At 58.8% G+C, this 24165-nt stretch carries 29 protein-coding genes; 3 read left to right on the forward strand and 26 right to left on the reverse strand.

Going from position 1 to position 24165, the window contains the following annotated elements; genetic code table 11:
- Nucleotides 1–14 precede the first annotated feature (14 nt).
- The gene (locus tag ACS5Q8_RS22525; protein ID WP_276194586.1) at nucleotides 15–1469 is read left to right on the forward strand and encodes a TrkH family potassium uptake protein; all 1455 of its coding nucleotides are present in this window, start codon (nucleotides 15–17) and stop codon (nucleotides 1467–1469) included.
- Here the strand turns inward: ACS5Q8_RS22525 and ACS5Q8_RS22530 are convergent.
- The 12 genes from ACS5Q8_RS22530 to ACS5Q8_RS22585 form a co-directional block, all read right to left on the reverse strand.
- Nucleotides 1426–2484 carry an AraC family transcriptional regulator gene (locus ACS5Q8_RS22530; protein ID WP_253398413.1) on the reverse strand — a complete coding sequence of 353 codons (1059 nt, stop codon included), beginning with the start codon at nucleotides 2482–2484 and terminating at the stop codon, nucleotides 1426–1428. The two genes, ACS5Q8_RS22525 and ACS5Q8_RS22530, sit on opposite strands and share 44 nt — an antisense overlap.
- A gap of 208 nt (nucleotides 2485–2692) precedes the next feature.
- Nucleotides 2693–3208 carry a DUF2514 family protein gene (locus ACS5Q8_RS22535; RefSeq protein ID WP_465159417.1) on the reverse strand — a complete coding sequence of 172 codons (516 nt, stop codon included), beginning with the start codon at nucleotides 3206–3208 and terminating at the stop codon, nucleotides 2693–2695.
- Complete coding sequence (locus tag ACS5Q8_RS22540; RefSeq protein WP_465159418.1) at nucleotides 3205–3738, reverse strand: glycoside hydrolase family 19 protein; 534 nt, start codon at nucleotides 3736–3738, stop codon at nucleotides 3205–3207. The genes ACS5Q8_RS22535 and ACS5Q8_RS22540 overlap by 4 nt, the downstream gene beginning before the upstream one ends.
- Before the next feature lie 57 nt (nucleotides 3739–3795).
- Nucleotides 3796–4569 carry a hypothetical protein gene (locus ACS5Q8_RS22545; protein WP_465159419.1) on the reverse strand — a complete coding sequence of 258 codons (774 nt, stop codon included), beginning with the start codon at nucleotides 4567–4569 and terminating at the stop codon, nucleotides 3796–3798.
- Between the two features lie 384 nt (nucleotides 4570–4953).
- Nucleotides 4954–6993 (reverse strand): hypothetical protein, encoded by a 2040-nt coding sequence (locus ACS5Q8_RS22550; RefSeq protein WP_465159420.1) that lies wholly within the window; start codon nucleotides 6991–6993, stop codon nucleotides 4954–4956.
- A 55-nt stretch (nucleotides 6994–7048) separates the two neighbouring features.
- Nucleotides 7049–7705, reverse strand: coding sequence for a hypothetical protein (locus tag ACS5Q8_RS22555; RefSeq protein WP_465159421.1), 657 nt, complete (start codon nucleotides 7703–7705; stop codon nucleotides 7049–7051).
- Nucleotides 7706–8833, reverse strand: coding sequence for a baseplate J/gp47 family protein (locus tag ACS5Q8_RS22560; RefSeq protein ID WP_465159422.1), 1128 nt, complete (start codon nucleotides 8831–8833; stop codon nucleotides 7706–7708).
- A 1-nt stretch (nucleotide 8834) separates the two neighbouring features.
- Nucleotides 8835–9200 carry a phage tail protein gene (locus tag ACS5Q8_RS22565; RefSeq protein WP_465159423.1) on the reverse strand — a complete coding sequence of 122 codons (366 nt, stop codon included), beginning with the start codon at nucleotides 9198–9200 and terminating at the stop codon, nucleotides 8835–8837.
- Complete coding sequence (locus ACS5Q8_RS22570; protein WP_465159424.1) at nucleotides 9197–9775, reverse strand: phage baseplate assembly protein V; 579 nt, start codon at nucleotides 9773–9775, stop codon at nucleotides 9197–9199. Before ACS5Q8_RS22570 ends, ACS5Q8_RS22565 begins: the two co-directional genes overlap by 4 nt.
- A complete protein-coding gene (locus ACS5Q8_RS22575) occupies nucleotides 9772–10803 on the reverse strand; it encodes a rhs element Vgr protein (RefSeq protein WP_465159425.1) in 1032 nt (343 codons plus the stop codon). The genes ACS5Q8_RS22570 and ACS5Q8_RS22575 overlap by 4 nt, the downstream gene beginning before the upstream one ends.
- Before the next feature lie 75 nt (nucleotides 10804–10878).
- The gene (locus ACS5Q8_RS22580; RefSeq protein ID WP_465159426.1) at nucleotides 10879–11862 is read right to left on the reverse strand and encodes a LysM peptidoglycan-binding domain-containing protein; all 984 of its coding nucleotides are present in this window, start codon (nucleotides 11860–11862) and stop codon (nucleotides 10879–10881) included.
- A gap of 3 nt (nucleotides 11863–11865) precedes the next feature.
- A complete protein-coding gene (locus ACS5Q8_RS22585) occupies nucleotides 11866–13971 on the reverse strand; it encodes a phage tail tape measure protein (protein ID WP_465159427.1) in 2106 nt (701 codons plus the stop codon).
- Between the two features lies 1 nt (nucleotide 13972).
- On the opposite strand from ACS5Q8_RS22585, the gene ACS5Q8_RS22590 reads away from it, so the two are divergent.
- Nucleotides 13973–14200, forward strand: coding sequence for a hypothetical protein (locus tag ACS5Q8_RS22590; protein WP_465159428.1), 228 nt, complete (start codon nucleotides 13973–13975; stop codon nucleotides 14198–14200).
- Nucleotides 14201–14203: 3 nt separating this feature from the next.
- A complete protein-coding gene (locus tag ACS5Q8_RS22595) occupies nucleotides 14204–14671 on the forward strand; it encodes a hypothetical protein (RefSeq protein WP_465159429.1) in 468 nt (155 codons plus the stop codon).
- Here ACS5Q8_RS22595 and ACS5Q8_RS22600 read toward each other — a convergent pair.
- From ACS5Q8_RS22600 to ACS5Q8_RS22665, 14 genes are all read right to left on the reverse strand, one after another.
- Nucleotides 14661–15152, reverse strand: a complete 492-nt coding sequence (locus ACS5Q8_RS22600; RefSeq protein ID WP_465159430.1) for an HK97-gp10 family putative phage morphogenesis protein — start codon at nucleotides 15150–15152, stop codon at nucleotides 14661–14663. The two genes, ACS5Q8_RS22595 and ACS5Q8_RS22600, sit on opposite strands and share 11 nt — an antisense overlap.
- Nucleotides 15153–15333: 181 nt before the next feature.
- The gene (locus tag ACS5Q8_RS22605) at nucleotides 15334–15741 is read right to left on the reverse strand and encodes a hypothetical protein (protein ID WP_465159431.1); all 408 of its coding nucleotides are present in this window, start codon (nucleotides 15739–15741) and stop codon (nucleotides 15334–15336) included.
- A 93-nt stretch (nucleotides 15742–15834) separates the two neighbouring features.
- Entirely contained in the window at nucleotides 15835–16266 is a 432-nt protein-coding gene (locus ACS5Q8_RS22610) for a hypothetical protein (RefSeq protein ID WP_465159432.1), read from the reverse strand.
- Nucleotides 16267–16319: 53 nt separating this feature from the next.
- On the reverse strand, nucleotides 16320–17873 hold the full coding sequence (locus ACS5Q8_RS22615; RefSeq protein WP_465159433.1) for a phage tail protein: 1554 nt from the start codon (nucleotides 17871–17873) through the stop codon (nucleotides 16320–16322).
- Nucleotides 17874–17933: 60 nt separating this feature from the next.
- Nucleotides 17934–18140 (reverse strand): hypothetical protein, encoded by a 207-nt coding sequence (locus ACS5Q8_RS22620; RefSeq protein ID WP_465159434.1) that lies wholly within the window; start codon nucleotides 18138–18140, stop codon nucleotides 17934–17936.
- A 9-nt stretch (nucleotides 18141–18149) separates the two neighbouring features.
- Nucleotides 18150–18971, reverse strand: coding sequence for a hypothetical protein (locus ACS5Q8_RS22625; protein WP_465159435.1), 822 nt, complete (start codon nucleotides 18969–18971; stop codon nucleotides 18150–18152).
- The gene (locus ACS5Q8_RS22630; protein ID WP_465159436.1) at nucleotides 18971–19168 is read right to left on the reverse strand and encodes a hypothetical protein; all 198 of its coding nucleotides are present in this window, start codon (nucleotides 19166–19168) and stop codon (nucleotides 18971–18973) included. Before ACS5Q8_RS22630 ends, ACS5Q8_RS22625 begins: the two co-directional genes overlap by 1 nt.
- A gap of 2 nt (nucleotides 19169–19170) precedes the next feature.
- Complete coding sequence (locus ACS5Q8_RS22635) at nucleotides 19171–19809, reverse strand: hypothetical protein (RefSeq protein WP_465159437.1); 639 nt, start codon at nucleotides 19807–19809, stop codon at nucleotides 19171–19173.
- A 1-nt stretch (nucleotide 19810) separates the two neighbouring features.
- Nucleotides 19811–20191 carry a hypothetical protein gene (locus ACS5Q8_RS22640; protein WP_108524314.1) on the reverse strand — a complete coding sequence of 127 codons (381 nt, stop codon included), beginning with the start codon at nucleotides 20189–20191 and terminating at the stop codon, nucleotides 19811–19813.
- 3 nt (nucleotides 20192–20194) lie between these two features.
- Nucleotides 20195–20377 (reverse strand): hypothetical protein, encoded by a 183-nt coding sequence (locus tag ACS5Q8_RS22645; RefSeq protein ID WP_465159438.1) that lies wholly within the window; start codon nucleotides 20375–20377, stop codon nucleotides 20195–20197.
- Nucleotides 20378–20417: 40 nt separating this feature from the next.
- Nucleotides 20418–21725 carry a major capsid protein gene (locus ACS5Q8_RS22650; RefSeq protein ID WP_449102527.1) on the reverse strand — a complete coding sequence of 436 codons (1308 nt, stop codon included), beginning with the start codon at nucleotides 21723–21725 and terminating at the stop codon, nucleotides 20418–20420.
- A 72-nt stretch (nucleotides 21726–21797) separates the two neighbouring features.
- Entirely contained in the window at nucleotides 21798–22373 is a 576-nt protein-coding gene (locus ACS5Q8_RS22655; RefSeq protein WP_465159439.1) for a phage scaffolding protein, read from the reverse strand.
- Nucleotides 22360–22653 carry a hypothetical protein gene (locus ACS5Q8_RS22660; protein ID WP_465159440.1) on the reverse strand — a complete coding sequence of 98 codons (294 nt, stop codon included), beginning with the start codon at nucleotides 22651–22653 and terminating at the stop codon, nucleotides 22360–22362. The genes ACS5Q8_RS22655 and ACS5Q8_RS22660 overlap by 14 nt, the downstream gene beginning before the upstream one ends.
- A 48-nt stretch (nucleotides 22654–22701) precedes the next feature.
- Entirely contained in the window at nucleotides 22702–24165 is a 1464-nt protein-coding gene (locus tag ACS5Q8_RS22665) for a phage portal protein (RefSeq protein ID WP_465159441.1), read from the reverse strand.

The following is a 24165-nucleotide window of genomic DNA, read 5'->3' on the forward strand; positions in this document are numbered from 1 at the left end:
CCCGAGCAGACTTCATGGCGTTGCCGACCCTTCGCATCATTGGTTTCATCATCGGCATCTTCCTGATCACCCTCGCGATCGCCATGGTCGTGCCGATGGCCATCCTGGTGCTCTTCGAACGCACCAGCGACCTGCCGTCGTTCCTGTGGGCCAGCCTGATTACCTTTATCGCCGGCCTGGCCCTGGTGATTCCGGGTCGCCCGGAACATATCCACCTGCGCCCCCGGGACATGTACCTGCTGACGGTGAGCAGTTGGGTGGTGGTGTGCATCTTCGCCGCGCTGCCGTTTTTCCTGACCCAGAACATCAGCTACACCGACTCGTTTTTTGAAAGCATGTCTGGCATCACCGCCACCGGTTCCACGGTGTTGAGCGGGCTGGACAGCATGTCGCCGGGTATTCTGATATGGCGTTCGCTGCTGCACTGGCTCGGCGGTATCGGCTTTATCGGCATGGCGGTGGCGATCCTGCCCCTGCTGCGTATTGGTGGCATGCGCCTGTTCCAGACCGAGTCCTCGGATCGTTCGGAAAAGGTCATGCCGCGCTCGCACATGGTGGCGCGGCTGATCGTGGCGGCGTATGTGGGCATCACCATCCTCGGCAGCCTGGCGTTCTGGTGGGCCGGGATGGGCTTGTTCGATGCGATCAACCATGCGATGTCGGCGATTTCCACCGGTGGGTTTTCCACGTCCGATGAGTCCCTGGCGCACTGGAAACAACCGGCGGTGCATTGGGTGGCGGTGGTGGTGATGATCCTCGGCAGCCTGCCGTTCACCCTGTATGTCGCCACCTTGCGTGGCAACCGTCGGGCGTTGATCAAGGATCAGCAGGTGCAGGGTTTGCTCGCGTTGCTGGTGGTGACCTGGCTGGTACTCGGCACCTGGTATTGGTGGACCACCAACCTGCATTGGCTGGATGCGCTGCGCCATGTGGCGCTGAACGTGACGTCGGTGGTGACGACGACCGGTTTTGCACTTGGGGACTACAGCCTGTGGGGCAACTTCTCACTGATGCTGTTTTTCTACCTGGGCTTTATCGGCGGTTGCTCGGGTTCAACGGCCGGCGGGATCAAGATCTTCCGCTTCCAGGTCGCCTATATCCTGCTCAAGGCCAACTTGAACCAACTGATTCACCCGCGCGCGGTGATCAAGCAGAAGTACAACGGCCACCGCCTCGACGAAGAGATCGTGCGCTCGATCCTGACGTTCTCGTTTTTCTTCGCCATCACCATCAGCATGATCGCCCTGGCCTTGTCGCTGCTCGGCCTGGACTGGATGACCGCGCTGACCGGCGCCGCCAGCACGGTCTCCGGTGTCGGCCCGGGCCTGGGCGAAACCATCGGCCCGGCCGGCAACTTCGCCAGCCTGCCGGATGCGGCCAAGTGGATTCTGTCGCTGGGCATGCTGCTGGGCCGGCTGGAAATCATTACAGTCTTTGTTCTGTGCATCCCGGCGTTCTGGCGTCACTGACCGTCGACACCTCCAGCAACCGCGCGCGGTACTCGCCGGGCGTGGCATCGAACCAGCGGCGGAAGGCGCGGAAGAAGTTGCTCGGGTCGGCAAAGCCCAACAGGTAGGCGATCTCCAGCAGGCTCATGCCCGGCTGCGCCAGGTATTGCTCGGCCAGTTCGCGACGGGTGTCGTCCAGCAGCGTCTGGAAACTGGTGCCCTCTTCCTGCAGACGCCGCTGCAAGGTGCGCTGAGACAGGTGCAGGGTCTGGGCCACCACTTCACGCTTGGGTTCGCCTTGGGGCAACAGGCGGCACAGCACCTGCCGCGCCTTGTGCGTCACACGGTTTTCGGAGAAGCGCGCCAGGTATTCACCGGCAAACCGATCGTGCAGCAGCGCCATCGCCTCGTTGGCCGTGGGCAGCGGCGCATCCATATCGGCGCGCTCGAAAATCAGTGCGTCATACACCGCATTGAATTCCAACGGCGCATGAAACGCATGTTTGTAGGGCGCGAGGTCGACGGGTTGCTCACCTTGCAGCAGCACCTTACGCGGATGCAGGGTACGCCCGGTCAACCAACCACACAGCGCCAGCGCACAGGCCAGCGAGGCTTCGGCGCTCTGTCGGGTGGGCGGCAGGTGATCGCCATGCACCGTCAGAATCAGCGCATAGCCTTCGGGTAATAGTCGGAAACTCAGGTCAGCGCTTTCGGCGATGATCCGCTGGTAGCGCACCAGCCGCATAAAACCTTCCGCCAATGTGTTGCTGGACATCAGCGCATAACCGGCCACATGAAACGATGCCGGGCGCACAACTTTGCCCATGTTCAGGCCAATCGCGGGGTTGCCCGACAGTTCCACGGCGCGCTGCCAGAGCCGAGTCATGGAGTCTTGCGGAAAACGGGCATCGGGGTCGTCGAGGGCGGCATAGTCCAGGCCCAGTTGTTTGAACAACACCTGGCAATCCAGACCGTCCATTTCCAGTGACTTGACTATCCCCATCACCCAGCTTGCAGAAGTTGTTCGTTCGCTCATGGCGTCTTCTTAATAAAGCAGGCTGAAACAGCAGCCAGAAAGCCAAGGATACTAACCTGTAGAGGTTAATTCAGAGCCCGCTAATAGCAAGCCCTCCAGCCAGATCATTTTGGCTGGATGGGGTCTCATAGGGCCTGTTGGGGCCCGCAATGCCAACATTATGACAGCCTGTCATTTCTCACGGCGTCCTGCCGAATGAACACAATCCCTATTCCATAAGACCATCATAAGCCCTTTCGCACGTCAATCCCCGGCTGTGGCTTTGGTCAGCAAATCCTGCCAGATCGCCCGATCTCTCATCAGCGCGCTTGAGCACGTCGGCAAGCACCATGACGGCGCGGGTAGCTGCCGCACTTGCGGCGGCAGTGCAGGAATTGCCGCCGGCTTGACTGGCTGCGATGCGACTGGCAAGGCCGTCGGCTGCGCTGCGCAACCTGTCAGACTCACGGTTAGCAGCAGTGACAGCAGCAGTGGCGGTATCGATAAGAGCTTGGCCATTCTGGACTACCTTGTTGATCGCCTGTTGGCGGGATTGTTCTTTGGTGCGCTCGGCGGCCTCGTTGGTGGCTTGTGCGGCTTCATCGCGCGCATCCCGCTCAGCCCACTTGGCCTGCCACTCATCATTGGTGACCGTCTCACCGTGGTGATAGGCGCCGAACAGCGCGCCGGCCACCAGCAGCAGCGCGGCTATATAAGGAAGGATCTTCAACCAGATCGCGTTCATGCCAGCACCTTCAATGCCTTGTCGTACAGCGCCTGCCGATCGGCCAGGCCGTTCAGCCCCCCATTGATGCGTCGGGTGATCTTTGTCAGGTCGCCAGCATCGGCCAGGGTATTCAGCCCATTGGCCGACCAGAACCAAGCCGCCGACATTGCTGCGTACTGAGGTTGCTCAAGCAATTCAGGCTGATTGATCAGGTCCAGGCCCAGGGCTTCCCCGCACGCGGCGTAGTTGGCCCGGCCGGTGATCTGGATCAGGCCCCTGCCACGGTACTTGGAGCCGTCGCCCGCGACGGTATTGCCAAGGTCTGCGCGCCCTTCATAGCCGGCCTGCTGCGCCGTCGGCCCCCACAACTCTTTCAGCCAGCGGAACTGGCCCGACTCGTGCCCGACCTGAGCGATGAATGCGGCGGCGCGCAGCTTGCCGAGAATGCCGTAACGGTTCATGGCCGTGTTCAGGACAGGAACAAAAACGCCGGCTTGGCGGCCGGCGTTCGGGAGGATCTGCAGCAACTGCTGCGCGGTGATCGGCATGGCTTTCTCCAGGCACAAAAAAAGCCGCACATGGCGGGCTTCGTTTGTTGATAAGTCCTAGTTCACGATAAAGAAGTCGACCGCGACTTCCTGATCGGTAGGCGCATTGATAGTGACTTCGAAAGACCCATCGGCAGGCGTGACTTGCGCGCTCTTGGCTGACGCATCTTTTGTGGCAACGTTAGCAAAAACATGAGAAGCGGTCTTTGCTAGGTCGTTTGTTACAATGACAGAAGTTTGCCCGGCAGCGATCTTTATGCGACCCGCTGACTTGTTGATAGTGATAGCCCCCGCTGTTGATGCGGATGTGCTGTCAATGTAAATTCCTTTGAACGCCATACCTGGCCGTCCAAGATAGGTCTTGCCGTTATCCAACGGCTTTACGTCGCCACGGAATGACGCCTCGGTCATAGTTAGAACGAAAGCATATTTTTGGCCGCTCTCATCCCAGACGTCTCCAGTAGATTGCGATGGTGGAGAAAATTGCATGAAAAGGCCTTGCGTATTTAATGCAAGCCAGTATGCGCTCTGGGTCTTGTCATAAAGACGATGAGTGCCGTCGGAGTAGTTCATGTTGACCGACATATTCATCTCAAACGAACCAAGCGCCCCAACTGAACCCTTAACCTGCTGCCCAGATCTTTGAAACTCAATGTAATTTGGGTATGTGGACAGGCTAGTGATTACCGGCCCTGGTTGAGCTCTTAGTATGGAAACAGGAACATTCTCAAACGCAACAACATTGACAGAGGATGCCGATATATCAGCAGCTAGTGCGCACCCAGAAAGCAAGTAAGCTATTAAAAATATTGATGTGATAATATTTTTCATTCGGCACCATAAGTGATTTTTTGCGCTGCTGATCGGCGTCACAACTTGCCGCGCATAGTAACATGCACGGCGCAAAGCCATGAGAATTTAGCTACTTCGGCCAGGGATTCGCGTCCTGGATTTCCTGGTGCCTTGCATTCCCCTTGCCGCGAGCATCATCAGCACCGGAAGCGCCTAATGCCTCCAGCCTCATAGCCTCTGAAAAATACCGGTCGCTGCCAGTTATTGGATCTGCATAGGCTTTAAGCCTTGCAGCCTCTACATCCTCTCGCCTGACTGGGGGGACAAGGTCGGCAATCGATTCGCGGTAATGTTCGCCAGGGCCAATCTCGGACTTGTCCGATATAGCACGACAGCCCATTAGATCATCACGAACTGCAAAGCTCATAAATTATCCTCCCAACCATAAAGGCTAGCCGTACAATTCACCGAGGAGGCATTACCAGCATAGTAAATGCCACTCGACTCAAGGGTAAGCTCTGCCATCAAGCTCAGCGTTGTGGTTGACGTAGAAACTGTAATTGCTGGAGAGCTAGCAGCTAGGCTCATATTACTGTTTGGCGATACCTGTATCGTAGAGTTACCAGATACAAATAACGACAATTTAACTTTTGCCGCCGTGGCAGGAATACTGATTGCAGAAGACAGCACAAGTACGCCTACCGAGCCTACTGTTCCCTGATATCCGTTAGCCACAATTGGAAGCGATGTGACATTGCTGCCACCTGCGACTTTATACTGACAACTTCTTCCTTGCTGGGTAAATGACAGTGGGTATTTATTACCGGTAGCATCTGTTCTAACCCACCCAGTTCTGGCCTTGTGCGTGTAGCCGCTAGGCATAGTAGGGGATGTTGCCGACTGCGATAACAACCCTGCCGTAGTTGTACCGTTCCAAATAACCCATACAGAATAGAAGGTTGATGCTGCCTGCGAGTTAGCAGCTCCGATATCAAGCCCGTTTGCGCCGGAATTGGCAAAACTTGGCGAAACGCTGACGCCTCGTAATGTTTGGTAGGTATTCAGGTTGCTTTCAAGAACAAGCTCGTCGGCAGAAACTGAAACTACAGAACTCAAGCCAGTTGCTGAAGAAACGAGGTTCTTAAATGCTCCCTGTATATTAATAGGGATAGCTGGAAGCTGGTCGATTACGACAAAGTCAGTACCGTCATATTCGATGTCTGCTAGCTGGTTTGCAGAAAAAACAGCAGGGATCTTGGCGCCAGTGTAATCATATTGCTTCAAATTTTTGGTAGCTAGGCCCGAAACACTAAGCGTATCAGAGCCAGTACTAGAGGCGGAAAACTTAATTCTGAATCTGTGCCCGGCGACATAGCCTGTAATGGCTGGAGCGGGGGTTAGCGTCTGAGCACCCGAAGTCCCGCCGGCAGTAAACGCCGTAACGCTCTGCAGCTGAATCTGCCCAGCGTTTACAGCCTGAAGAGATTTTCCCGCCGGGGCGACTTGCAAGCTACCGCCGGTGCTATCCAGAAGAATCCACGATCCGCCCCCAACAGAGCTGTTCCATTGAACCCATACCGACCCACCAGCGGAAATCTCGCCGCCCTGCAGAGCCAGGTGCAGCGCGCCGACAATGGGCGCAGGAGAAATGCCATTTGGACTGAATGTAGTCGGCCCGGTATTGGTGCTTGCCGACTTGAAGCGAAGAACAAGGCCGTCCTGCACGGACAAAATAGCTGGGAGAAATGCAGCCGCGCAGGCGTTCGTGGTCCCCGTGTCCAGTGCGTAAGTGGTGTTTCCGCCCTGAATAGACTGAAGCACGCCAGAAGGAAGCAGCGGAGCGCTCGGATATTGGGCGATGTTCCCGGACGTGATCGCGGCTTGCCCATAGGCAACCGTGGCCACATAAAGGCCAATGTAGCCGCTGTCGGGGGCAGGCGTTGCCTGGCTGCCGGTGGCGGCCGAGGCGCCGGCCTTGACCTGCACGATCGCCACACCCTTTCGCGATGTGTTTTGAGTCAGGCCGTTGTTGCCAATCCCACTATATGGAAGTGCTGGGTTGGCGCTGTTGTAGTACGGCAGCAGAACAGGAGTAGAATCCTGATCTTGGTACGTGACCTGCACCAGATAGTTGATCGACTGCCCGGTTGTGGTCGGGGCTGGGCAGCTAAGCGTCACGCCATCGAGCAAGATGCCCTGCTTCATGATCGAATGCGTGGTATCCGCTGGCAGTGTCGAGAAAGCCAGCGAGTCGATATTGGCCAGGCTGTAGATCTCGCCAGGCGCCACAACGATCTGCAGCGAGGCCGGACCCGTCGGCGTCACGGCAAAACCGTTCGCGATAGTGCTGGTTCCCAACATTGCGGCAGCCAGCTTCGCGCTGCCGATCATCGCGTCCTTTGCCATCTGCAAAAGCGTGGTTTCAGGCAGGATCTGGCCTGTATATACGATCTGTCTGTCCATGTGTGCCCCAATAAAAAGGCCCGCACATGGCGGGCCTAGATTCGAATGAAGGGTTTCAGTTGGTGATGCGATACCAAACTGTCGTGCCGTATGGCTTTGTCGCCTCAATTGCGGCGACGATGTCTGCGTCAGAGACTTCTGGGAATAGCTGGGCGGCTGGCAAAAGCCCGCTTGTCATGGACAGACCAAACCAGTTGGTTGCTATCCCTGGCCAGTTCGCGGCGCCGTTGCCTGTTGGCCGGTATGCGGTCACGAAGGCCTGATAGGGGCAACTGGTGGAACCGAGCGGTCCGGCAACACCAAGGCCAAGCGTCAGCCCGAGGCATCCGCAGTCGTCAGGTTTTGCGGGCTCGATAATCAGCGGTCGGCGACCGGTGAGATCAAACAAGACCTGATCCATGCCGTGCCGTGTTGCTCGCTCCCTGAAAATGTTGATCAGGATGCGGTTTCGGTAACTGGTGTCAGACTGCCTGGACAGCCTGATCAGGCCGTTTCCAAAGAAGTCCAAGCCTATGATGTCAAGCCACCCATCTGTAGCTGTCTTGATGCGCGTCTGCGCCTTCGCGTACAGGTACAGGGTGAATCCCCACGAAAGCGCCTCTGCATAACCCCACAGCAGCGCGTCGCGGATCGGGTTATTGTCTCCAAACCATCCAAAAGGCAGCAGGCTTTTCAGCCTTGAAAGCATGTCGCTTTGGTCGCCAACACTCATTTAAGCCACCGTCACTGTGCCCGGTCGAATGACCTGCTTATTGGTTGCGGACAGGTCGGCGGTGCTGCCATTTAGAAGTACGGCCGACACGTTGGTGATTGCCGGGGTGACGCCGTATGCCACGGCGGCGAGCTGTGTATAGGGGAGAATCTGGCCTAGCGTAAGGCCGGAGATGTACGCCTGAATCGCAGCAACGACCTGCGCCACCACCACGCTATGGACGACCGTGGAGTCGGTGGTGATGGTCATGCCTACGTTTGCAGTCACCAGCACCGGGCCGAACACGCCGTAGCGCGTGGTAAAGGCTCGGGCTGACTCAATGGCGGCGCCGGCGGTGACCAGAAACGAGCCAGACGGCGCTCCGCTACCGTCGTCCACGACTGCGTAGAAATAGCCGTAAAGAAGGTTGCCGCTGTAGTCCTGGTTCTCGGTCAGGGTGTAGCTGACGCCTTGCTGCATGGACGACAGGGCGTATTCGATTGCGGCCTTGGTGCCCTTCGACAGCGACTGCACCCAAAGGACAAAGCGCGCGCGGAACGGCGTGTCCTCTTCTTGGTTGACGCCGCCAGCAAAGACGGCCAAGTTGGTGACGGTATCAATGCCGCTGATACTGCCAACGATCACCGTGACCGTTCCGATCAGTGCGTTACCAGCGGCGCCGGCAGTGCTGGCGACTACTGGCACGGTAGCCGACGCAGTGCCGGCCCGGATGAGGTAGCCAGCCAACCCTGCATTATACAGTGGGTTGGTTGTATCGATCGTGACAGTGTACTGCTGCGAGCCGTCAGTCGATCCGACGATGGAGCCTATTGGGATAAGCGCCGATACGGTAGGCGTGAACCTTGAATAGGTAACACTGCCGGAGGCGAAGCTCGCAGACAGGCGAAAGAAGCCGAAGTCTGCCATCCAGCTGTCGAGGTCGGCGCCAGAAGACGTGGATGCGCGGGTGGTGGCCAGCAGCGTGACGATCAACTGTTGGAGCCACTGCAAGATACTGGCGTTACTTTCGGCGATGGCGCGGAGCAGAGAGCCAATCGTGAAGTCCACAAGGCCAGCGGCGCGACCCTGAATTGCTGTCACCTGGTCCCGTACCAGCGTGGTGAAGTCCTTGATATTGAGCGATGCCATATCAGCGATTTACCTCAAACGAGAGCGTCACCGGCTCGCCAAGCGGCGCGTCGGTGTAGCTGATATTTACGGATAGGGTCTCGTTGTCAGTCGAGACCGAAATAACAGGGGCTGGCTTTTTGGCAACGCAGTCCTCGAGCAGGATCTGTCCGCGAATCAGGGCGATGATCTCGGGAATGTTGGTAAGCGCTCCCACATAGCGGCCCAGGCCGGCGCCGTATTCCGTATGGAACAGGTAGTCGCCTGGGTTGGTGATCAATCGCCGCAGGATTCGCTGCTTTCCACGCTCGATGCCCTCTACAGTCGAAAGGCTGCCCGTCGGCGACAACGAAAGGTCGTCCCCGGCGTAGTGGTTCAGGTCTTTCATGGTGTAGGCGCCCCTGTTTTGCCGCTGATGGTGCCGCCTGTGTGGATGTGGGCTTTCAGGCTGATCGTGTCGGCCGTGACATCGCCACCGGTTACGACAATCCCGGTCGAGTCGGTGACGGTCAGGGTGTGATCCATCGTGACTGGGCCGCCCGTGAAGTGGTGGGCCGGCGCGTCATAGCTGATTGCAACGGCGGAATGCAGCGTGACAGTGCCGTCGGTGTTGAACTTGAGATACGAGCCATTCTCATGTACCAGCCAGATTTCCCCGGACGGCACCGGCATCGGTAGGTTCAGCGAGTTGGTGTGGCGCGCAGTGACCTTGCCGAGGTTCGGGTCGGACGAATCGAACGAAACCGTCACCTCGTCGCCTATCTGCGGGCCGATCTGCACGCCCCAGCCGTTGCCGACACCTGGACAGTCCAGCTTGATCCAGTTTGTCTCTCGGCCTTCGGGCTGGATGGCGACCTTCACCACACCATTTGCCGGGTCATAGCTGGTGATGGTCCCGGTGCGCGAGCCGGTTCCGTCATCGCCGAGGCGCTGCCTGGCCGCATTCATGAGGCTGTCGATCATGGCTGCACCAGTGAGTTGGGGTTATGGTTCTTGGCTGTCAGGCTCATCGTGTAGCCGGCGTCAAAGCTCATCGATCGGCGGACCGCGTCTACGTAATAGAGCTGGTCAAACCCGGAGCCCGTGCCTTCCTGGCGCACGATGGTGTTCGGCATGAGCAGGTTGTCGCCCGGCATCGAGCAGGACATGCGCATTTCGTGGTCGGTGATTTGCTTGTGGATCTTCTGGGCCAACTGCACCGCCTGGGCCTTATCCAGGCCGTTGCGCTTGATCTCGTAGACCTGGCGCTTCGACGTGGATTGACCTGGCGCAATACCCTTGGCTGAGTTGTTCGGGTATGTCGCGGTGACCGTCTTCCCATCCTTGTAGGAGATGACCTGAACCGTAACGCCCAGGGCTAGCGTCAGGTCGCGCTCGAAGGTGATGTCGTCGGCCGTGTTCGACTGCGGGTAGTGGTAGGCATTCGGCTCGAACCAGCGGATCACGTACTGCTCGGTGGTCTGCGGATCGATCGATGGCTCGTAGTGCAGTTCATTGCCGGAAACATAGACTTGGAACCCGTCAAGCCCGGCGAAATAGGCCAGCGCATCCCACTCGGTGCGCTCATCAGTGACGTGCGCGTGGTCCCACTTGGTGATGCCGCCAACCTGCGTGGTCGTGGCCGTAACGACCGGCGTGAGGCCGCGCCGGGTAGCCAGCAGCGTGGCCACCTGGCTGGTGGTCATGTTGGCGAATTTCTCGTTGGTCTTGTGATCGATGAAGCGGCTGGTGTAGTCCCGGCCGCTGATCGATACCTCAAACTTTGCTGGGTGGATGGACAAGTGATCCACGGCGCCGACGATCAGCTCCTTCCAGTCCTGCGCCCCCTGATTGATCAGTCCGGCCCAGATCGAGACGTCAATCGAGGTCTGCGAGCCCCACCAATTCATGGTGCTGTAGGGCGCCGGAAGGTCACTCATCACCAGCACGGCCGAGAAGGTATCGGCCGAGTAGAAGGCGTTGCTGTCGACATCGAACGAGTAGAAAGGCACATGAACGCCGTTCAGTAGCAGGCGGCCGACCACCTGCCGGACAAGTTGCTCCGTCTCCTTGGTATTCAGGTCCACTTATTCACCTACTGGGATTTTGATGGTCTGGATGCCGTCGAGGCGCGGGTCGGTGATGCTGTTCGCCGCTGCGATCTCGGTCCATCTGGACTGGTCGCCATAGGCGTCGGCTGCGACTTTCTGCAAGCTGCTGTTGCTGGTGGTGACGCTCGACGTGCCGTTGGCCAGCGGCCCGGACAGGACGTTCTTCTGCATCCGATCCAGCACGCTCTGCATTTGATACAGTGGCGCGAGCTGGGTCAGCGCGGCGCCCTGGCGCAGCACGTTGTTGGCTGCTTGCGCGACCGGGTTCCCGGGAATCAGGCCGCCGAGGGTTGTGATGTCGTTCACCGACGCCCCAACCTGCGCAATAACAGACTGGACAACCGCCTGAGCGGCTACCAGCGGCCGGATGACCGTTTGCACGGTATCGATTGTCGCGTTGGCGAACCCCTGGACCTGCGAAACCGCGCTCTTCACTGTATCGATGGCGCTTGAGATCGAGCTTGAGTTGATGATGCTGGCCAGGCCGAGCGATTCGCCGACGTCGCTGTTGATCAGGTTGTCGAGCGTGCCGGCCAGGGCGTTCTCGGTGACTGGCGTGTCGAGGCTCGACACAATGAGCAGGTCGATGCTGTAGAAGCGGCGGTAGACGTGCTCAAACCGCTGATTGAACGACTGGATCAGCACGCTGAAGTAGTAGCCGTCGATGCTGAAGGCCAGCGGGGCGCCGACGTCGCGCAGGGTTTCGAGTGCGGTCACCCTCTCCCCCGCCGTCGCGCCGGTCATCCAGCCCGACCACGACAGGTTGTCGTAGTCGACACCCAGCACGTCGACGATGCGCTTACCGCCCACCAGCTTGTGAACAACCATCTGCTGCTTGGCGCCAATCGTGACCGACTCTGGAACCTCAAGCCCGGTGAACTCCACGTCGCCCACAATCAGGCGCGTGGCGAACGGGTCCCCACCTGGGGCGAAGTTGTCCAGGAAGGAAGTGAAGCTCATCGGTTATCCCCTTGGTAGTGCTGTGCTTGGGGTTCCAGGCATCAACATGCTGCGAGTTGGGTCGAAGCCCTGGGTGCCGGTGCGCGGGCGCATGGCCTCCTTGGCCGTCCGCTGGATGACGACATCGGTCAGCTTCTTGCCGTCCAAGTACAGATTGATGTTTTGCTCGCCGCCGCCGGACTGCTTGCCGGGGACCGGGGCAACCATCGGAGACCACGGCTCTTTCGGCTTGCCGCTGTTTCGGTAGTCGTCGGCGAAGGTGGTCTTCGAGATCTGCATCGACGCCGGCAGGATCGTGTTGGCACCGGCGATCAGCGTGTTGAAGATCGTCTGCCAGCCGGTCAGAAACACCAGCGCGAAGGACTTGAAAGCCCCGCCGATGTCGCCATGGAATAGCTGGATAAAACCGGTCTTCATGTCGCTCCACATCAGCTTCAGCGACCCGCTGATCTCCGACCAGTTGTTCCAGAGCAGGAATGCGGCGGCGGCGATTGCTGTGACGACCAGGCCGATAGGAGTCATGAGCAGCGCGCGCCCCAGAAACAGCAGTCCCTGGCCGAGCAGCTTCAGTGGCGACAGAAACGCCATGACGATGCCGCGCAGGAAGCCGGACGTCAGGAACATGGCGACCGCCTTGAAGGCATCAACCACAAACATGACGAAGTAGGTTCCGAATCGAGCAAGCACTGGAAGCATCGGAGCGAGCGCCGTGCTCGTCAGGAAGATCATGGCCTGCCCAAGCAACACGAACCCGCGACCAGCGGCGATGATCATGTTTATCAGGCCGCCGGTGATCAGGAATGCCGACAACCCCATGAAAGCATATGTCAGCGCCCTGACCTTGCCAGGGTTGGCGTCGATCCAGACAGTCAGGTTCTTGATGGCGCCGTTCAGGCCATCCACTGCCTTGATGGCCAGCGGGAGGATCACTTCGCCGAGCTTGAGCTGCAGGTCGAGCCACTTCTTGTCCAGCTCAATCAACTTGCCGGTAAGTGTCTTTTTAGCGTTCGCATCAAGTTCATCAATGCCCGCGGCGCCGCTGTTCAGCTTGAAGTTCTTCGCGATATTTGCCTGTTGCAGGTACATCGTCGAATAGAGCTGCGAGGCTGTGCGGTTGGTGAAGATTGCGCCGATTTCGTTGAGGATCGCCTGCTTATCAGTGATCCCCTTGCTGGCAAATGCGGGCAGCATGACCGTCTGCATCCACTTCATGGGGTCAGAGATCATGATGTCGCTGCCAGACACGGCGCCTGGTTTGATCTGCTTGATGTTGCCGACCTTGTCATAGTCGACCATCTTCGGATTCAGCATCCCGATGCGCATCAACTCGTTGGCTGCGCGCTGGGTGGTGCGGCCCTGCACCAAGTTCTGATAGGCCGACATCAGGCCTGTACCGACACGGTTACCGCCCATCTCCTGGATCAGCGGCTCCATGGCGTAGTAGAAGTTTTCGTCCTTCATCCCTTTGGCAGCCACACCACCGGTTTTGATGAAGTTCAGGTACTCGTTGGCCCCTACCCTGCCGCCGGTTGCGGTCTGTACGCGCTGGACCATGTTGGCTTGGTTGGTGAATGCTTCCTGGCTGGACAGGCCGCCGCGCATCTCGATGACCTTCAGCATGTCCATGAAGGCTCGGTCTTTCATGGCGCCGCCCTCATCGCCATACAGCGCGGCGTTGGCGAATTTCATCTTTGCCAGGAGCGGGGTCACCATCTGCGCTTCGTGGAAGTCGCCGAATACTGTCTGTGCGTCACGCAGCAGCCCCAGGTTTTCCCGGATGCTGGTGCCGTAGGTGTTCATGCCGCTGGCGAACTTCACCGCGTCGGCGGTGACCTTGTCGCCAAGGCCGAGCGAGCGGAAGCGCTCCGTCTCGTTTTGGAACTTCTTCGCCTCCTCGAGCGGCCCCTTGAGCATCGAGGCCAGGCCCAGGCCGCCGGCGAACATCGCGGCGCCAATCGCGCCCTGCTTACCGATCGAGGCCAGCTTTGCATTCAGCTTGTCGACGTCACCACCAGTGGAGGCCAGGCTCTTACTGATCATGGCCATGCCAGCACTGACATGGTTGATCAGCGACAGCTTGACAGCGACGGAATACGCCTCAAATGCCATAATGAGCTTTCCTTTTGTGGTGTTGGATCACATGGCAAATAATCAGCGCACGTATCAGTGGGTGAATGGCCGGATTCAGGATGTGGATGCGGTGGATGCGCCGAGGCGTCAGGGAATGGGCATCCAGACGGGCCTACTCGTGTTCACGCTCAGCAGCTTGGTGATGATCTTTGCTGGCGGCGCGCTGGCAGTCGTCGCCGTCGTCCTCTACTCAGTCCTTTTCGGGTGACCTATGAATAAATGGATTTTTCTTTTTTCCATTGCGATAGCACCTGCGGCCAATGCCGTAGATATGAGCAAGTCATGCACTGCCGTCGATTGTTCGGCCGGCACCAAAGCCGTCACCTATGCGCAAAAGGACGATTCCTATTACGCATGCCCAACATTTGAGCTATCCGACTACGTGAACGGCGTCATGGGCTTTGTTTCCATGACTTACGACATGACCAGCAAGCTGCCAAACGTATCTCCGAAGACCGGCGAGCCCGAGTACACCGGACAAACAAAGGATATGATCGAAAAATGGCGATCTGCGGCGAAGGTTTCATCGTTTGATGAGGCAACAGCCAAGTGCAGTGATGGCAAGAACAAGATGCAGGTGATCGTAATTAATTCACCTGAAACCGGCTTGTCTGTGTGGGTCGCCGACCAGAAACAGAACGCTTTCTGGCTTCCGCGAGGACACCTGTTCAAGCGATAGAGTTATACCCAAGCGATGCATGGATAGCCTGACCGCCGATCAACCCGGCCACCGTCGCGGCGCCCAGCGTGCGGCGGATGAACTCTTTGTTTGTCAGCAGTGCCGGCCCCATCACTGGGCGCGCCGGCATTTTTGGCGTGCCGAATTCGTGGTAGACCATCTTCGGGTCGGTTGAGCCGATCACGGCCTCCAAGATGCCTGTGGTGTGCGTAATGCTGGCCTGCATGGCGCCGCTGGCCAGGAGCGGCGAGTCGGCCGGGTAGCCCATCTTCGCCTTGTGCTCTTCGGTAGACTCGGCCAGCTCAGCCCAGGCCGGAAAAGGACCAATACCTGCCTGATAGTGGCCGATCTCGGCTTTTGCGGTCTTTTCAACGCGCACCGCGCACTTCTCAAGCCCGGCGTGCAGGCTGGCAAGCAATGCCACCTCTTGCCCGGCCATATGCAGCGCCAGGCTGCCCAGGTCTTTGAACTCCATCATCATTTGTTCTCAACGAATTCGTGCGTGAACCAGTTGAATGTCGAATTCCCCTCAATCTCAGAAAAGACGACTGAAAACGCCATGAGTTCGTAGGGGGATAGGCTTTCGCACCCATCAAAAACAACGCTGAAAGGAACCCCGTTTTTCACCGCCCAGCACTGCTGCCGAAAAACGGGGTCCTTCGTCAGTTTTTTGCGGCGGCCTGCTCTGCGCTAAGCGCCTCGGCTGCTGCTTCTTCCTTGGCCTTCTCTTCGGCGGCCTTGTACTCGGCCATGAGATGATTCTCGATAGCTTCCATGCCCTCTTGACCAAGCTCGGCAAGCATTGAATCAATCTGCTTGATCGTTTGTGGAAGGCCAAACCCTACGTCATCAATGAAAACTACTGATGCGGCGAGTAACGCAAAGCCGCCCATATACACCTGGTTTGCGGCGAGCTCGCCACCTACAGCCATGACGATGCGGGATTTTTGCAATGGGTCCAGCTTGCGCAACTGGATAGTGCGTCCGCGACTGTCATGAACAGAAGTGAACTTGGGTTTCTGGTCAACGTGGACCGGTGCAGCGGATTCGGTAACTTTTACGGTAGCCATGGGTAAAACCTCTGGTCAGTGAGTCGTCAAGGAGCATGGCGTGCGGGGTGACGAGTCCCGCGCCCTGCGAGCCGGGCTGCCATGCAAACAGGGTTAAGAAACCTTCAGGCGGCGCTGGGCGGTCCAGTTGAAATCCTGCTCAACGGTCTTGTCGCCAGCCTTATCGCCAGCCTTTGAAAGCTGAAGCTGGGCAGAGGTGTACCGGTAAGTGGAAAAGCTGCCGTTGGATTCCTGAATGGTCTCCGTGATAGTCGATGCGGCGCGCGTTACTCCACCGAAGTAATCCGCCTCCCACTGGGCCTGGTAGTCATCAGCCGTCGAATCTCGACGCTCAATGCTGACTGTGCCCTTCCAGTTCTTGGGGAAGGGGGCCTCTTCAGTGACGCCATTCAGCATGGTGACGCTGATGTTGCCGAGGACTGGCTCAGAGGTGAACTTTGTGACGGCGGGAAGGCGAAGCGGGCCATTGGACGTGTTGATGTCAATCGACACGTCCTTGCCCATCGTAAAGCCGTTAATTGGCATAACCGATGCTCCAAAAAATGCCCGCAATGGCGGGCAGGTGGCTTATTGGGCGCTTAAGCGCGCGGGGTGTTGGAAACAGTGACCGACACGGACTGCCCGCCTTCCAGGTTGACCAGGAAGAAGCGGATAACCGACAGGTACTTGACTTGAACGTCGGCCGTTTCGTAGCCGAGCGCTACCTGTGCATCCGAGTTGTTTCCGGAATCGAGCTGCACCGAAAATGCCGCGCCGCCGTTGACGTCGCCGATCATCCCGGCGTCTTTCAAACCCTGAAGCCAGGAAGACATGGTGTTCTTCGCTTCTCGGCGCTGATCAACTGTCTGCAACTTGCCGACTACGCTGCCGAAGTTGGCCGCGATGGTCAGGGCGAGGTAGTTGGTCATGCGGGTGTAGTTGTCACCGTTGGTGGCTGAGTTGCTGGAGGTGTTCAGCCCCGATCTGCCGCCGAAGTAGCTGCCGCCCGGGCATGGGTTGGTGATGACGTCCAGGCGAGCCGTGTTGATCGCGCCGATTTCCGCACCGCTGTAGGCCTGGTTTGTCAGGTTGCGCTGGGTAGACACGATATTGCCGATTTGCTTGTTCAGGATGCTTAGGCTTGGGTTCAAAGCTGCAAGCTTGGCGGCGGCAAATGTTGCAGGGGCAAGCATGCGGTTCTGAGCGTTGAGCTGGTCTGCCCAGTAATCCCAGTCCCCAACCATCACTTTCATGCAGTAGTTGTCGACGCCAGCGGTCGTCAGGCTGGCCGATACGGTCGAGTACGAGGCGCCGGCCGGCCCCTGGGTGACCATATAGCAGCCTTCCTGCAAGCCATAGGTCGCCATGGTTGGCCACTGGGTTGCGTCGGTCACGTCAACCAGGTTGGCAACCTGAGCATTGCTGCTACGCAATGCATACATGCCTTTGCGGCCAGTACCCACCACGCCGTCGACGCCAACGAGGACGGAGTCAGTGATAGTGGTGTTGCCAGATGTGCCAGTAGTGAAGGCGACGGTCTGGGTGGTAGCGGGAGCAACTACAGAGACGCCTACAGTGGCGATCACCAACTGGGATGGGCCGCGCATGCCGGACTGACCGTTATTCACGGCGTTGACGATGTTCTGCCACAGCGCCAGACCGGTGCCGGTGATGTTGTCGAACACTTCAGGCGTCAAGCCCGGCAGAGAAACGACGAGCTTCCAGCTTGAAGCGGCAGTGCCAGCAGAAAGGGTAGCGCTAAGCTGATTCCCAGTGATGCCGGTGTAATAAGCGGTCAGCGTCACGCCGGTGGCGACTGCAGTGTCCTTCAGGGTTGCTGTGGCGGCGGTGTCGGTACCGTCAGTGACGCGGACCGCACGAATGTTAGCGGCGCCCACCTGAATGGAGACCGAAATCGCAGTGCACAAGTCGTATTTGCGAACGCTTGGCGTGCCGAATTTCTGGGTCAGGTCGCTTGCCGATCCGATCAAGACTGCGCTGTTGACTGGGCCCCAGTCAGCAATCCCGACGATGCCGAGCACATCGGTTGCAATGCCGTTGATGTAGCGAGTCTTTGGCGGAACGATCCCGACGTACAAGTCTGGAGCCGTCAGCGCCGTTTGGTTCAAACTGCCTGCCTGGTAGATGGGCATGGCTCTCTCCTAATGAAAAAGCCGCCTCAGTGGGCGGCTTTTTGTGTATGGGTTTGCCTGTTAGGCGTTGGCGACTTTCAGGACGTTACCGACGCACTCGCCAGCCAGTACGGCAGCGACTTCATCAGGATCAGTCAGCACTTGGCCTACGTGATAGTCGGCAAAGGCAAACTTGACGGTGAGGCTGAACGGGGATGTCTTGGCCTTTGAGGCCGGTGCAGGTGCTGGAGTGGCAACCGCGGTGCTATCTGGAATATCGGAGTCCATTTTTGGGCCTCAAGGGTTTCGAGTGGTTGCGGGTGCTCCAGCGGGCGTTGTCGAGATATTGGCCCCTGGGGCAATGATCTCGGCAGCCTGCATGGTCTGCGTTGTTGCGTAATCGATCATGTAGAACAGGTCGACCCGGTACAGGTCGGCCTTCTGGAGCTGGTCGGTCATCAGCGAGCCGCTGGAGCGGATGACACCGAATGAGCCGTCAATGAACGAGATGTTGTTGCTGTCGGACAGGGCCGAGTCGAGCGGGCTCACTACCGCGTCACGCGCTGCCGGGCTGTTGGCCCAGACGATGACCTGCACCGACTGCTCCTGGCGCTTCGTTTCCTTGTAGGCCGTGCCGAAGCCTCCGACCCTCGCAAAGACGCTGGAGGCTCCCGTGAGCGTGATGACCGGTCCGGAGCTAGTCGCGCCCGGGATCAGATACGCAAGCGCTGTAGCTGCGCTCGTGAGCGTGTCCGACTGCTGCACGGCATAGACATAGCTGGTGCCGTTCAGGTTGATCATGATGTTCTGGGCGCTGATCGTGCCGGAGAGGGTCACAAGCGACCCTGCGACGGTCATGACCAGCGTGTGGACCGGTGCCGTCAGCGGAATCCACGAGCGACCCAGGTAACGGGTCGTGCTGCGGTCCTTGCCGTGCGAGTAAATGCTGATGTGCGCTTTCCCTGCCGCCAGGTCAGCCTCAAGCTGTTCGGGCACAGGCCAACCCGGGTAAACCCGAATCGGGAACCCGGCAATGCTTGGCTGCCCCGTTCCGTTCGGGTAGACGATGGCCGCAATCTGGGCCGCGACCTGCTTCAGTACGTCGGTAAGGCTCGCCATTACGCCAACTCCCAGTCTTCAGCGGTGAAATCTTCGAAGCTGAAGGCATAGGGATAGCTTTCAGGGTCATGCCGGCGGTGAATAGTCAGACCAAGGCCGCTGTAGCGAATGTAGGCCTCGCCATTCCACGACTTTCGGAATGCGCAGGCTGCCGGACTGGACTGAAGGTGATCGCGAAACGCGCCTCCTGTATCCATCGTCACACCTGCGCCTGCATTGCGGTGATGCGCCAGCCCATATCGGTCAGTTCAGCGCTCGAAATCACGTATTTCCGGCCAAGCTCGCACCGGATCACGTCGCTGGTGCGCAAAACGATGCCTGGATAGGCCGGCATGAGGATCAGCCACCACGGCGTTTTCACGTCCAGCGGCAGCTTGGCGTCGTTCGTTTCGCCCTTCGTGCCCTGCAGGATGCTGGCTGGCCAGCCCTGCATGAGCGACACCTCAGTCGCCCGAGTGCCGCCTGAGTAGGCGCCAAGACCAACGCTTTGATCCTGGTGATCGCGCAGCACGCTCACAACGCGATTCGCCTGAACGCAGTAGATCGGCAGCGTGTCCTGCATGGCGGCGACGAAGAACGTGCCCTGCCGGCCGACGAGAAAGTCGCCAACCTCAAACGGGCGTGCGTCGAACAGCCCAAGCCAAGTGGCCTGGCCGTACTTGTTCGGAGCGGAGTAGCTGAAATTCGTGGTGAACGACGCAGGCAGCGTCTGCAAAGCGGTTGACGACAGCGGGTTACTGGCGCTCGTGGCGCGAAATTGCTGGTAGTCGAAACCGATACGCTTGGCTGCCTGCCCGTACCCTTTGTAAATCTTGGCCTGAAGCTTTGTGCCGTCCATGTCACACCACCAGGGTCAGGCCGCCATCACCCAAGGCTGGGCCAGGGGGAATGCCGAGGAAGCCGCAAAGGCGGCGACTCCACGAGTCAAACAGGCGATCACGATCACGCTGCTCGTTCTTGTTGTGAACCCACACCGCCGCCTGATCTGTATCCAGGTTTTCCCGGGCGCTGATCACATCAGTCTCAAGAAGGTAGAGATTTGCCAGGTATGTAACCCGGATCACCGCCTCTTCCGAGGGCTGCATGTTGTTCAGGCGGAACTCAAGCGTGCCGTACTGCTGGTAGAACCGGTGACCGAATGCCTGTGTCGGCACTCCGCCAAACAGAGGGAACCCGCAGAATCGCCGAATATCTGTCTTTTCTGCGTCCGTGAAGGCCATGGTTCAGTCCTCGTATTCGATGCCATCCAGCGGGGCTTTGCGGCCGATCAGCAGTGCAATGTCTTCTGCATCGGTGACGGTTACGCCCGGGCTCCACGCACGGGTAGCGCCGGTGTCGTCAATGAACGCATACGGCGCAGAGAGCACAACCGACTCGGGCGGCGCGTCGTCTTTTTTTCGACCCATGATTCTCTCCAGTGGCCGGGGCTTTCACCCCGGCGCTTGATTAGGCGGACTCGATCACAACGGCGCGCTTGAAGTAGCTGTTGCTCGCGGTCGGGATGATGGTTGGGTTGGCGGTCGCATCGGTCGGCACTGCAAAGCCACCGATCCAGTACCAGGACTGGGCGATGATTTGTTGCAGGCGGTCGAGCGGCTCACGGGTCACCATGCAGATGTCGTCAACCATGACTTTCAGGCTGTCGCCATCGCCCACATCGCTGTAGCCGACGCTTGCGAAGTCACCTTCAACCAGAGCGCCCTGGCCGCACACAATGGCGCGACGAATAGGCACGCCGCCCAGCGTCTGCTGGTAAGCCTCGGTGGTGGTGATGAAGCGCACGCCGAGCAACTCGATGATCTGACCCTGCTTGTAGGTCTCGGAGCCGTAGGCGCCGCGATACAGCAGTTTGAAGTCACCGTCCTGGAACAGCTCCAGCAGGTGGTTGTCATCCAGGTAGGCGTTGTACAGACCGTTGATGGTCGGCACGTTGTTGGTGCGCAGGCGGGCCACGGCAGACAGCACGGTCTGCATGGTCAGCAGGTCGGTAGCGATCAGGCTGGAGGTGCTCGCGCGGTTGGAGGCGCGCAGCACGCTTGGGCCAACACTGGAAATTACGCCATTGCCCGCAGTGCCGTCGGACACGCTGACGTTTGCACTGAAGGTCAGAACGCCGGATACGCCGATTGGCGCGGTCGAAACGTTCGAACCATCAGCCACAACGCCGGTCAGGGTGTAAACGCCTGCGCCTACGGTGACAGTCATCGGGGTGCCGACGGATACAGGCACCATCACGCCGTTGGCCAGCACGTACTGGAAGCCACGGATGTCATCGACAGCCAGGGTCAGAGCCGGCGCGCCCAGAGTGGTACGAACGCGGGTGTTACCGCCAAGGTACGAACTGAACAGCGCGTTGCGCGCCAGGCGGTCCAGGGACTGAGCCGACTGCACTCCGTTGACGTTGGCGTTTTCCATGAACTGCTTCGCGATACCCACGCCCTGAGTAACCATGTTCAGGTCGATCGTGTCGCCGTACATGTTCATCGACAGGGTGTACTGCTCAACGGTCCAGCCGGACGGGGTCAGGCCGTTGTCCAGGTTGGTGTTGGTGGTAGGGTTCAGCGGGGTGGTGACCGGCGCTTTCAGGCCGCGACGGGTCTTGGTGACGGTCTCACCGACCTTGTTCGGGATTTCTTCGCGATCAGCGATGGCGCGGAAGCCGAGGCGGGAATGGATACCGGCCTGGAATTCGCGCTCCAAAAAGCCTTGCTGAATGATTGGCTGGAGAGCAGCCGGGAAATTATTAATTGCCATGGGGCAAAACTCCTAAGGGTTCGATAGTGTCTTACCCCTTGGGCGTCTGGCCCCGGTGGGTGAATCAAGCGGTTATGCCTTCAGTGCTGCGGCCTTGGCCACGGCATATTCCTTGTCGTCCATCTCTGCGACCTTCTTGGCCACAGGCGGAACAGGAGAAGGCGGTGTTTGCGGGTTGCTGCTGCTGGTCGGCGGCTTGCCGAACAGGTACGGCTTCGACTCTTTCAGGCCAGTGAAAAGCGCTTCAGCGCCTTCCAGCTTGCCGTCCTTGAGGGTTACAGAGGACAGATCGGCCAGCTTCAGGCCGTCGACGTCAACCATGCCCGCCTTGACCGCTTCGCTTTTCAGCTCGGCCAGCAAGACGCGCTTATCGGCTTCGGCCTGGACCTCAGTCGTGGCTTCGGCTTTGGCCGCCACTACGGCAGCCTCGACAGCCACCTTGATGGCGTCGGCTTTGGTGGCTTCGAACGAATCCACTTTGCCGGTCAGCTCCTGGTTTTTCAGGCGAAGACCTTTGTTTTCTGCGCGCAGCTCGCTGACGTATTCGCGCGAGAAAGTCTGCGGTTCAGACCTGATACTGCCCGGCTCACCACCGTCATCAGTGTCCTTTTGAAAACGCGCCCCGGAATAATATTTAAGCCACCACATTACGCACCCCATTCAGTTGTTTGATCTCTTCACCACGGCGCTTCGCTTCATCGCCAGCCAGGCCCGCCGCAATGTTGCGGTAGTGCTGGTCCAGGTTGATGAAGATGCCAATCGACAGCATGTCGTTGGCCTCCATGTTATTGACGCCATGCCCTGCGAAGCTGACGGTCCCGTCTGCCTCGCGGAAGAGACAGATCACACCGGGAAAGCCGCTCTCTTTGCTGAGCTGTTCCGGGTAATCCTGGAAATTTGGCGCGTGCGGCTTGTCGCGAGCTGACATCTGTCGTCTCCGGGTATAAAAAAGCCCCGATTCATCGAGGCTGTGGGGTTAATCGTTTGAATCAGGAGCTGGTGTCGGCTCTTTCGGCACAGGCTGGTTTGGCGGCGGCCCGCCGGCCTTAATGAGCCGGATTTCATCCGCCGGGTCTGCGATGTCGTAAGAGGGAGCCATCGACTTCACGGCTGTCTCTTGCGACAGCAGGCCTGCAAGCCTCAACACATCAAGTGTCGCGGCCTGGGTTTGCTTGTCTGCGTAGGTTGGGGCGTACCACTGTGGCCAGCGCAGCGAGATGTCCTCTTTTTCGGAGAGATTCCCAAGCGGCCTGCCCTTCTTGTCGACCAGAGTGAAGACCAGCGAGGCCTTGACGATCATGTTCAACAGTTCGAGCAGTGCGCCTTCGCCGTAGCTGATGCGCAGCTTGTCGGCCAGCCAGATCAGGGACTGATTCATCAGCTCCATGGCGCGACCGGATTGGGCGGCGCTCAGCTTGTCAGCGTTGGAGCGGTTACCACCCGCGCCTTCAAGCGCGATCTCTCGCAACCCTTTGACCCACTCCATCACCGCGCCCGCAGCGTCACCGCTGATCTCCAGCAGCTTTGCATCGCCATCCTTGTCGGTAACGATGGCGTTAGCGGCGCCTTTGATGACCGCGCCATTACCGCCGAGCGCAGGCTCTTTGATGTGCAGGGTCGGGTCAGACTGATACTTGAGCGCCCGGCCACCCTGGGAAAGCAGGTAATCGGACTCAATTTGTACGTCGATAGCCTCAACCGGAAAGGTAGGCTTGCCGTCGATATCATCACCGCCGGGCAGATTTCGCACCCAGACAAGCGGGACGAAGCCCAGCTTGTGACTGACGGTTTTGGTTTCATCCCTGGAGGGCTTATCGCCTTCCTTGGCCTTGCTGACGGCTAGCGGGGCGTACCAAACCTCTTCGGTCGAGGTCCAGTCGCGCTGGAACCAGTAAATTTCCTTCTCTTCGACGGGGTAGCCCATGCCTTTCAGCACGTCGCCTTTCACCTTGAAGCGCTCGGTTACCATTTCCAGCGTGTCTGGCGCGTCAGCCTTCCAGAACGGCGTCAGGTAGGCCGACGACATCACCGAAAAGAACACGCGATCACTGAGGACGCGCATCAGGACAGCCACCGACCCGACAGAGCCGCTCATCGCAGCCTCGATCATGACCTGGTTGAGCATCGACCCCTTGATGATCCGTGTCAGTGTATCGCGCGTTTGCTCGTCCGTGCAGTCGACAGCCGGGAAATGGCCCTCGGAGAACAGAAGCGACACCGAATCGCCAACTACGGTTGGGCAGAGCCTGGTGCGCGCCGAAGGACGCCGCTGAGACAGCGAGATGTATTCCCCGGCGTTGTTCTTCTCCATCGAGAACGCATATTCAAGCTCGTCATACATCGTGCCATCCATCACGCGGTTAAGCGCCAGGATGTCAGCGGTGCGCGCCGGATAGTCAGGGTCAGCCGGGTATGTGGCCTTGAGTGTCTTGAAGTCCAT

Source organism: Pseudomonas sp. PAMC25584 (assembly GCF_058135675.1).

Excerpts from the sequence above, each read along its gene's own strand:
- ACS5Q8_RS22525 (WP_276194586.1), top strand. The coding sequence starts at position 15 with ATGGCGTTGCCGACCCTTCGCATCATTGGTTTCATCATCGGCATCTTC.
- ACS5Q8_RS22530 (WP_253398413.1), bottom strand. The coding sequence starts at position 2,484 with ATGAGCGAACGAACAACTTCTGCAAGCTGGGTGATGGGGATAGTCAAG.
- ACS5Q8_RS22535 (WP_465159417.1), bottom strand. The coding sequence starts at position 3,208 with ATGAACGCGATCTGGTTGAAGATCCTTCCTTATATAGCCGCGCTGCTG.
- ACS5Q8_RS22540 (WP_465159418.1), bottom strand. The coding sequence starts at position 3,738 with ATGCCGATCACCGCGCAGCAGTTGCTGCAGATCCTCCCGAACGCCGGC.
- ACS5Q8_RS22545 (WP_465159419.1), bottom strand. The coding sequence starts at position 4,569 with ATGAAAAATATTATCACATCAATATTTTTAATAGCTTACTTGCTTTCT.
- ACS5Q8_RS22550 (WP_465159420.1), bottom strand. The coding sequence starts at position 6,993 with ATGGACAGACAGATCGTATATACAGGCCAGATCCTGCCTGAAACCACG.
- ACS5Q8_RS22555 (WP_465159421.1), bottom strand. The coding sequence starts at position 7,705 with ATGAGTGTTGGCGACCAAAGCGACATGCTTTCAAGGCTGAAAAGCCTG.
- ACS5Q8_RS22560 (WP_465159422.1), bottom strand. The coding sequence starts at position 8,833 with ATGGCATCGCTCAATATCAAGGACTTCACCACGCTGGTACGGGACCAG.
- ACS5Q8_RS22565 (WP_465159423.1), bottom strand. The coding sequence starts at position 9,200 with ATGAAAGACCTGAACCACTACGCCGGGGACGACCTTTCGTTGTCGCCG.
- ACS5Q8_RS22570 (WP_465159424.1), bottom strand. The coding sequence starts at position 9,775 with ATGATCGACAGCCTCATGAATGCGGCCAGGCAGCGCCTCGGCGATGAC.
- ACS5Q8_RS22580 (WP_465159426.1), bottom strand. The coding sequence starts at position 11,862 with ATGAGCTTCACTTCCTTCCTGGACAACTTCGCCCCAGGTGGGGACCCG.
- ACS5Q8_RS22585 (WP_465159427.1), bottom strand. The coding sequence starts at position 13,971 with ATGGCATTTGAGGCGTATTCCGTCGCTGTCAAGCTGTCGCTGATCAAC.
- ACS5Q8_RS22590 (WP_465159428.1), top strand. The coding sequence starts at position 13,973 with ATGAGCTTTCCTTTTGTGGTGTTGGATCACATGGCAAATAATCAGCGC.
- ACS5Q8_RS22595 (WP_465159429.1), top strand. The coding sequence starts at position 14,204 with ATGAATAAATGGATTTTTCTTTTTTCCATTGCGATAGCACCTGCGGCC.
- ACS5Q8_RS22600 (WP_465159430.1), bottom strand. The coding sequence starts at position 15,152 with ATGATGATGGAGTTCAAAGACCTGGGCAGCCTGGCGCTGCATATGGCC.
- ACS5Q8_RS22605 (WP_465159431.1), bottom strand. The coding sequence starts at position 15,741 with ATGGCTACCGTAAAAGTTACCGAATCCGCTGCACCGGTCCACGTTGAC.
- ACS5Q8_RS22610 (WP_465159432.1), bottom strand. The coding sequence starts at position 16,266 with ATGCCAATTAACGGCTTTACGATGGGCAAGGACGTGTCGATTGACATC.
- ACS5Q8_RS22615 (WP_465159433.1), bottom strand. The coding sequence starts at position 17,873 with ATGCCCATCTACCAGGCAGGCAGTTTGAACCAAACGGCGCTGACGGCT.
- ACS5Q8_RS22620 (WP_465159434.1), bottom strand. The coding sequence starts at position 18,140 with ATGGACTCCGATATTCCAGATAGCACCGCGGTTGCCACTCCAGCACCT.
- ACS5Q8_RS22625 (WP_465159435.1), bottom strand. The coding sequence starts at position 18,971 with ATGGCGAGCCTTACCGACGTACTGAAGCAGGTCGCGGCCCAGATTGCG.
- ACS5Q8_RS22630 (WP_465159436.1), bottom strand. The coding sequence starts at position 19,168 with ATGGATACAGGAGGCGCGTTTCGCGATCACCTTCAGTCCAGTCCGGCA.
- ACS5Q8_RS22635 (WP_465159437.1), bottom strand. The coding sequence starts at position 19,809 with ATGGACGGCACAAAGCTTCAGGCCAAGATTTACAAAGGGTACGGGCAG.
- ACS5Q8_RS22640 (WP_108524314.1), bottom strand. The coding sequence starts at position 20,191 with ATGGCCTTCACGGACGCAGAAAAGACAGATATTCGGCGATTCTGCGGG.
- ACS5Q8_RS22645 (WP_465159438.1), bottom strand. The coding sequence starts at position 20,377 with ATGGGTCGAAAAAAAGACGACGCGCCGCCCGAGTCGGTTGTGCTCTCT.
- ACS5Q8_RS22650 (WP_449102527.1), bottom strand. The coding sequence starts at position 21,725 with ATGGCAATTAATAATTTCCCGGCTGCTCTCCAGCCAATCATTCAGCAA.
- ACS5Q8_RS22655 (WP_465159439.1), bottom strand. The coding sequence starts at position 22,373 with ATGTGGTGGCTTAAATATTATTCCGGGGCGCGTTTTCAAAAGGACACT.
- ACS5Q8_RS22660 (WP_465159440.1), bottom strand. The coding sequence starts at position 22,653 with ATGTCAGCTCGCGACAAGCCGCACGCGCCAAATTTCCAGGATTACCCG.
- ACS5Q8_RS22665 (WP_465159441.1), bottom strand. The coding sequence starts at position 24,165 with ATGGACTTCAAGACACTCAAGGCCACATACCCGGCTGACCCTGACTAT.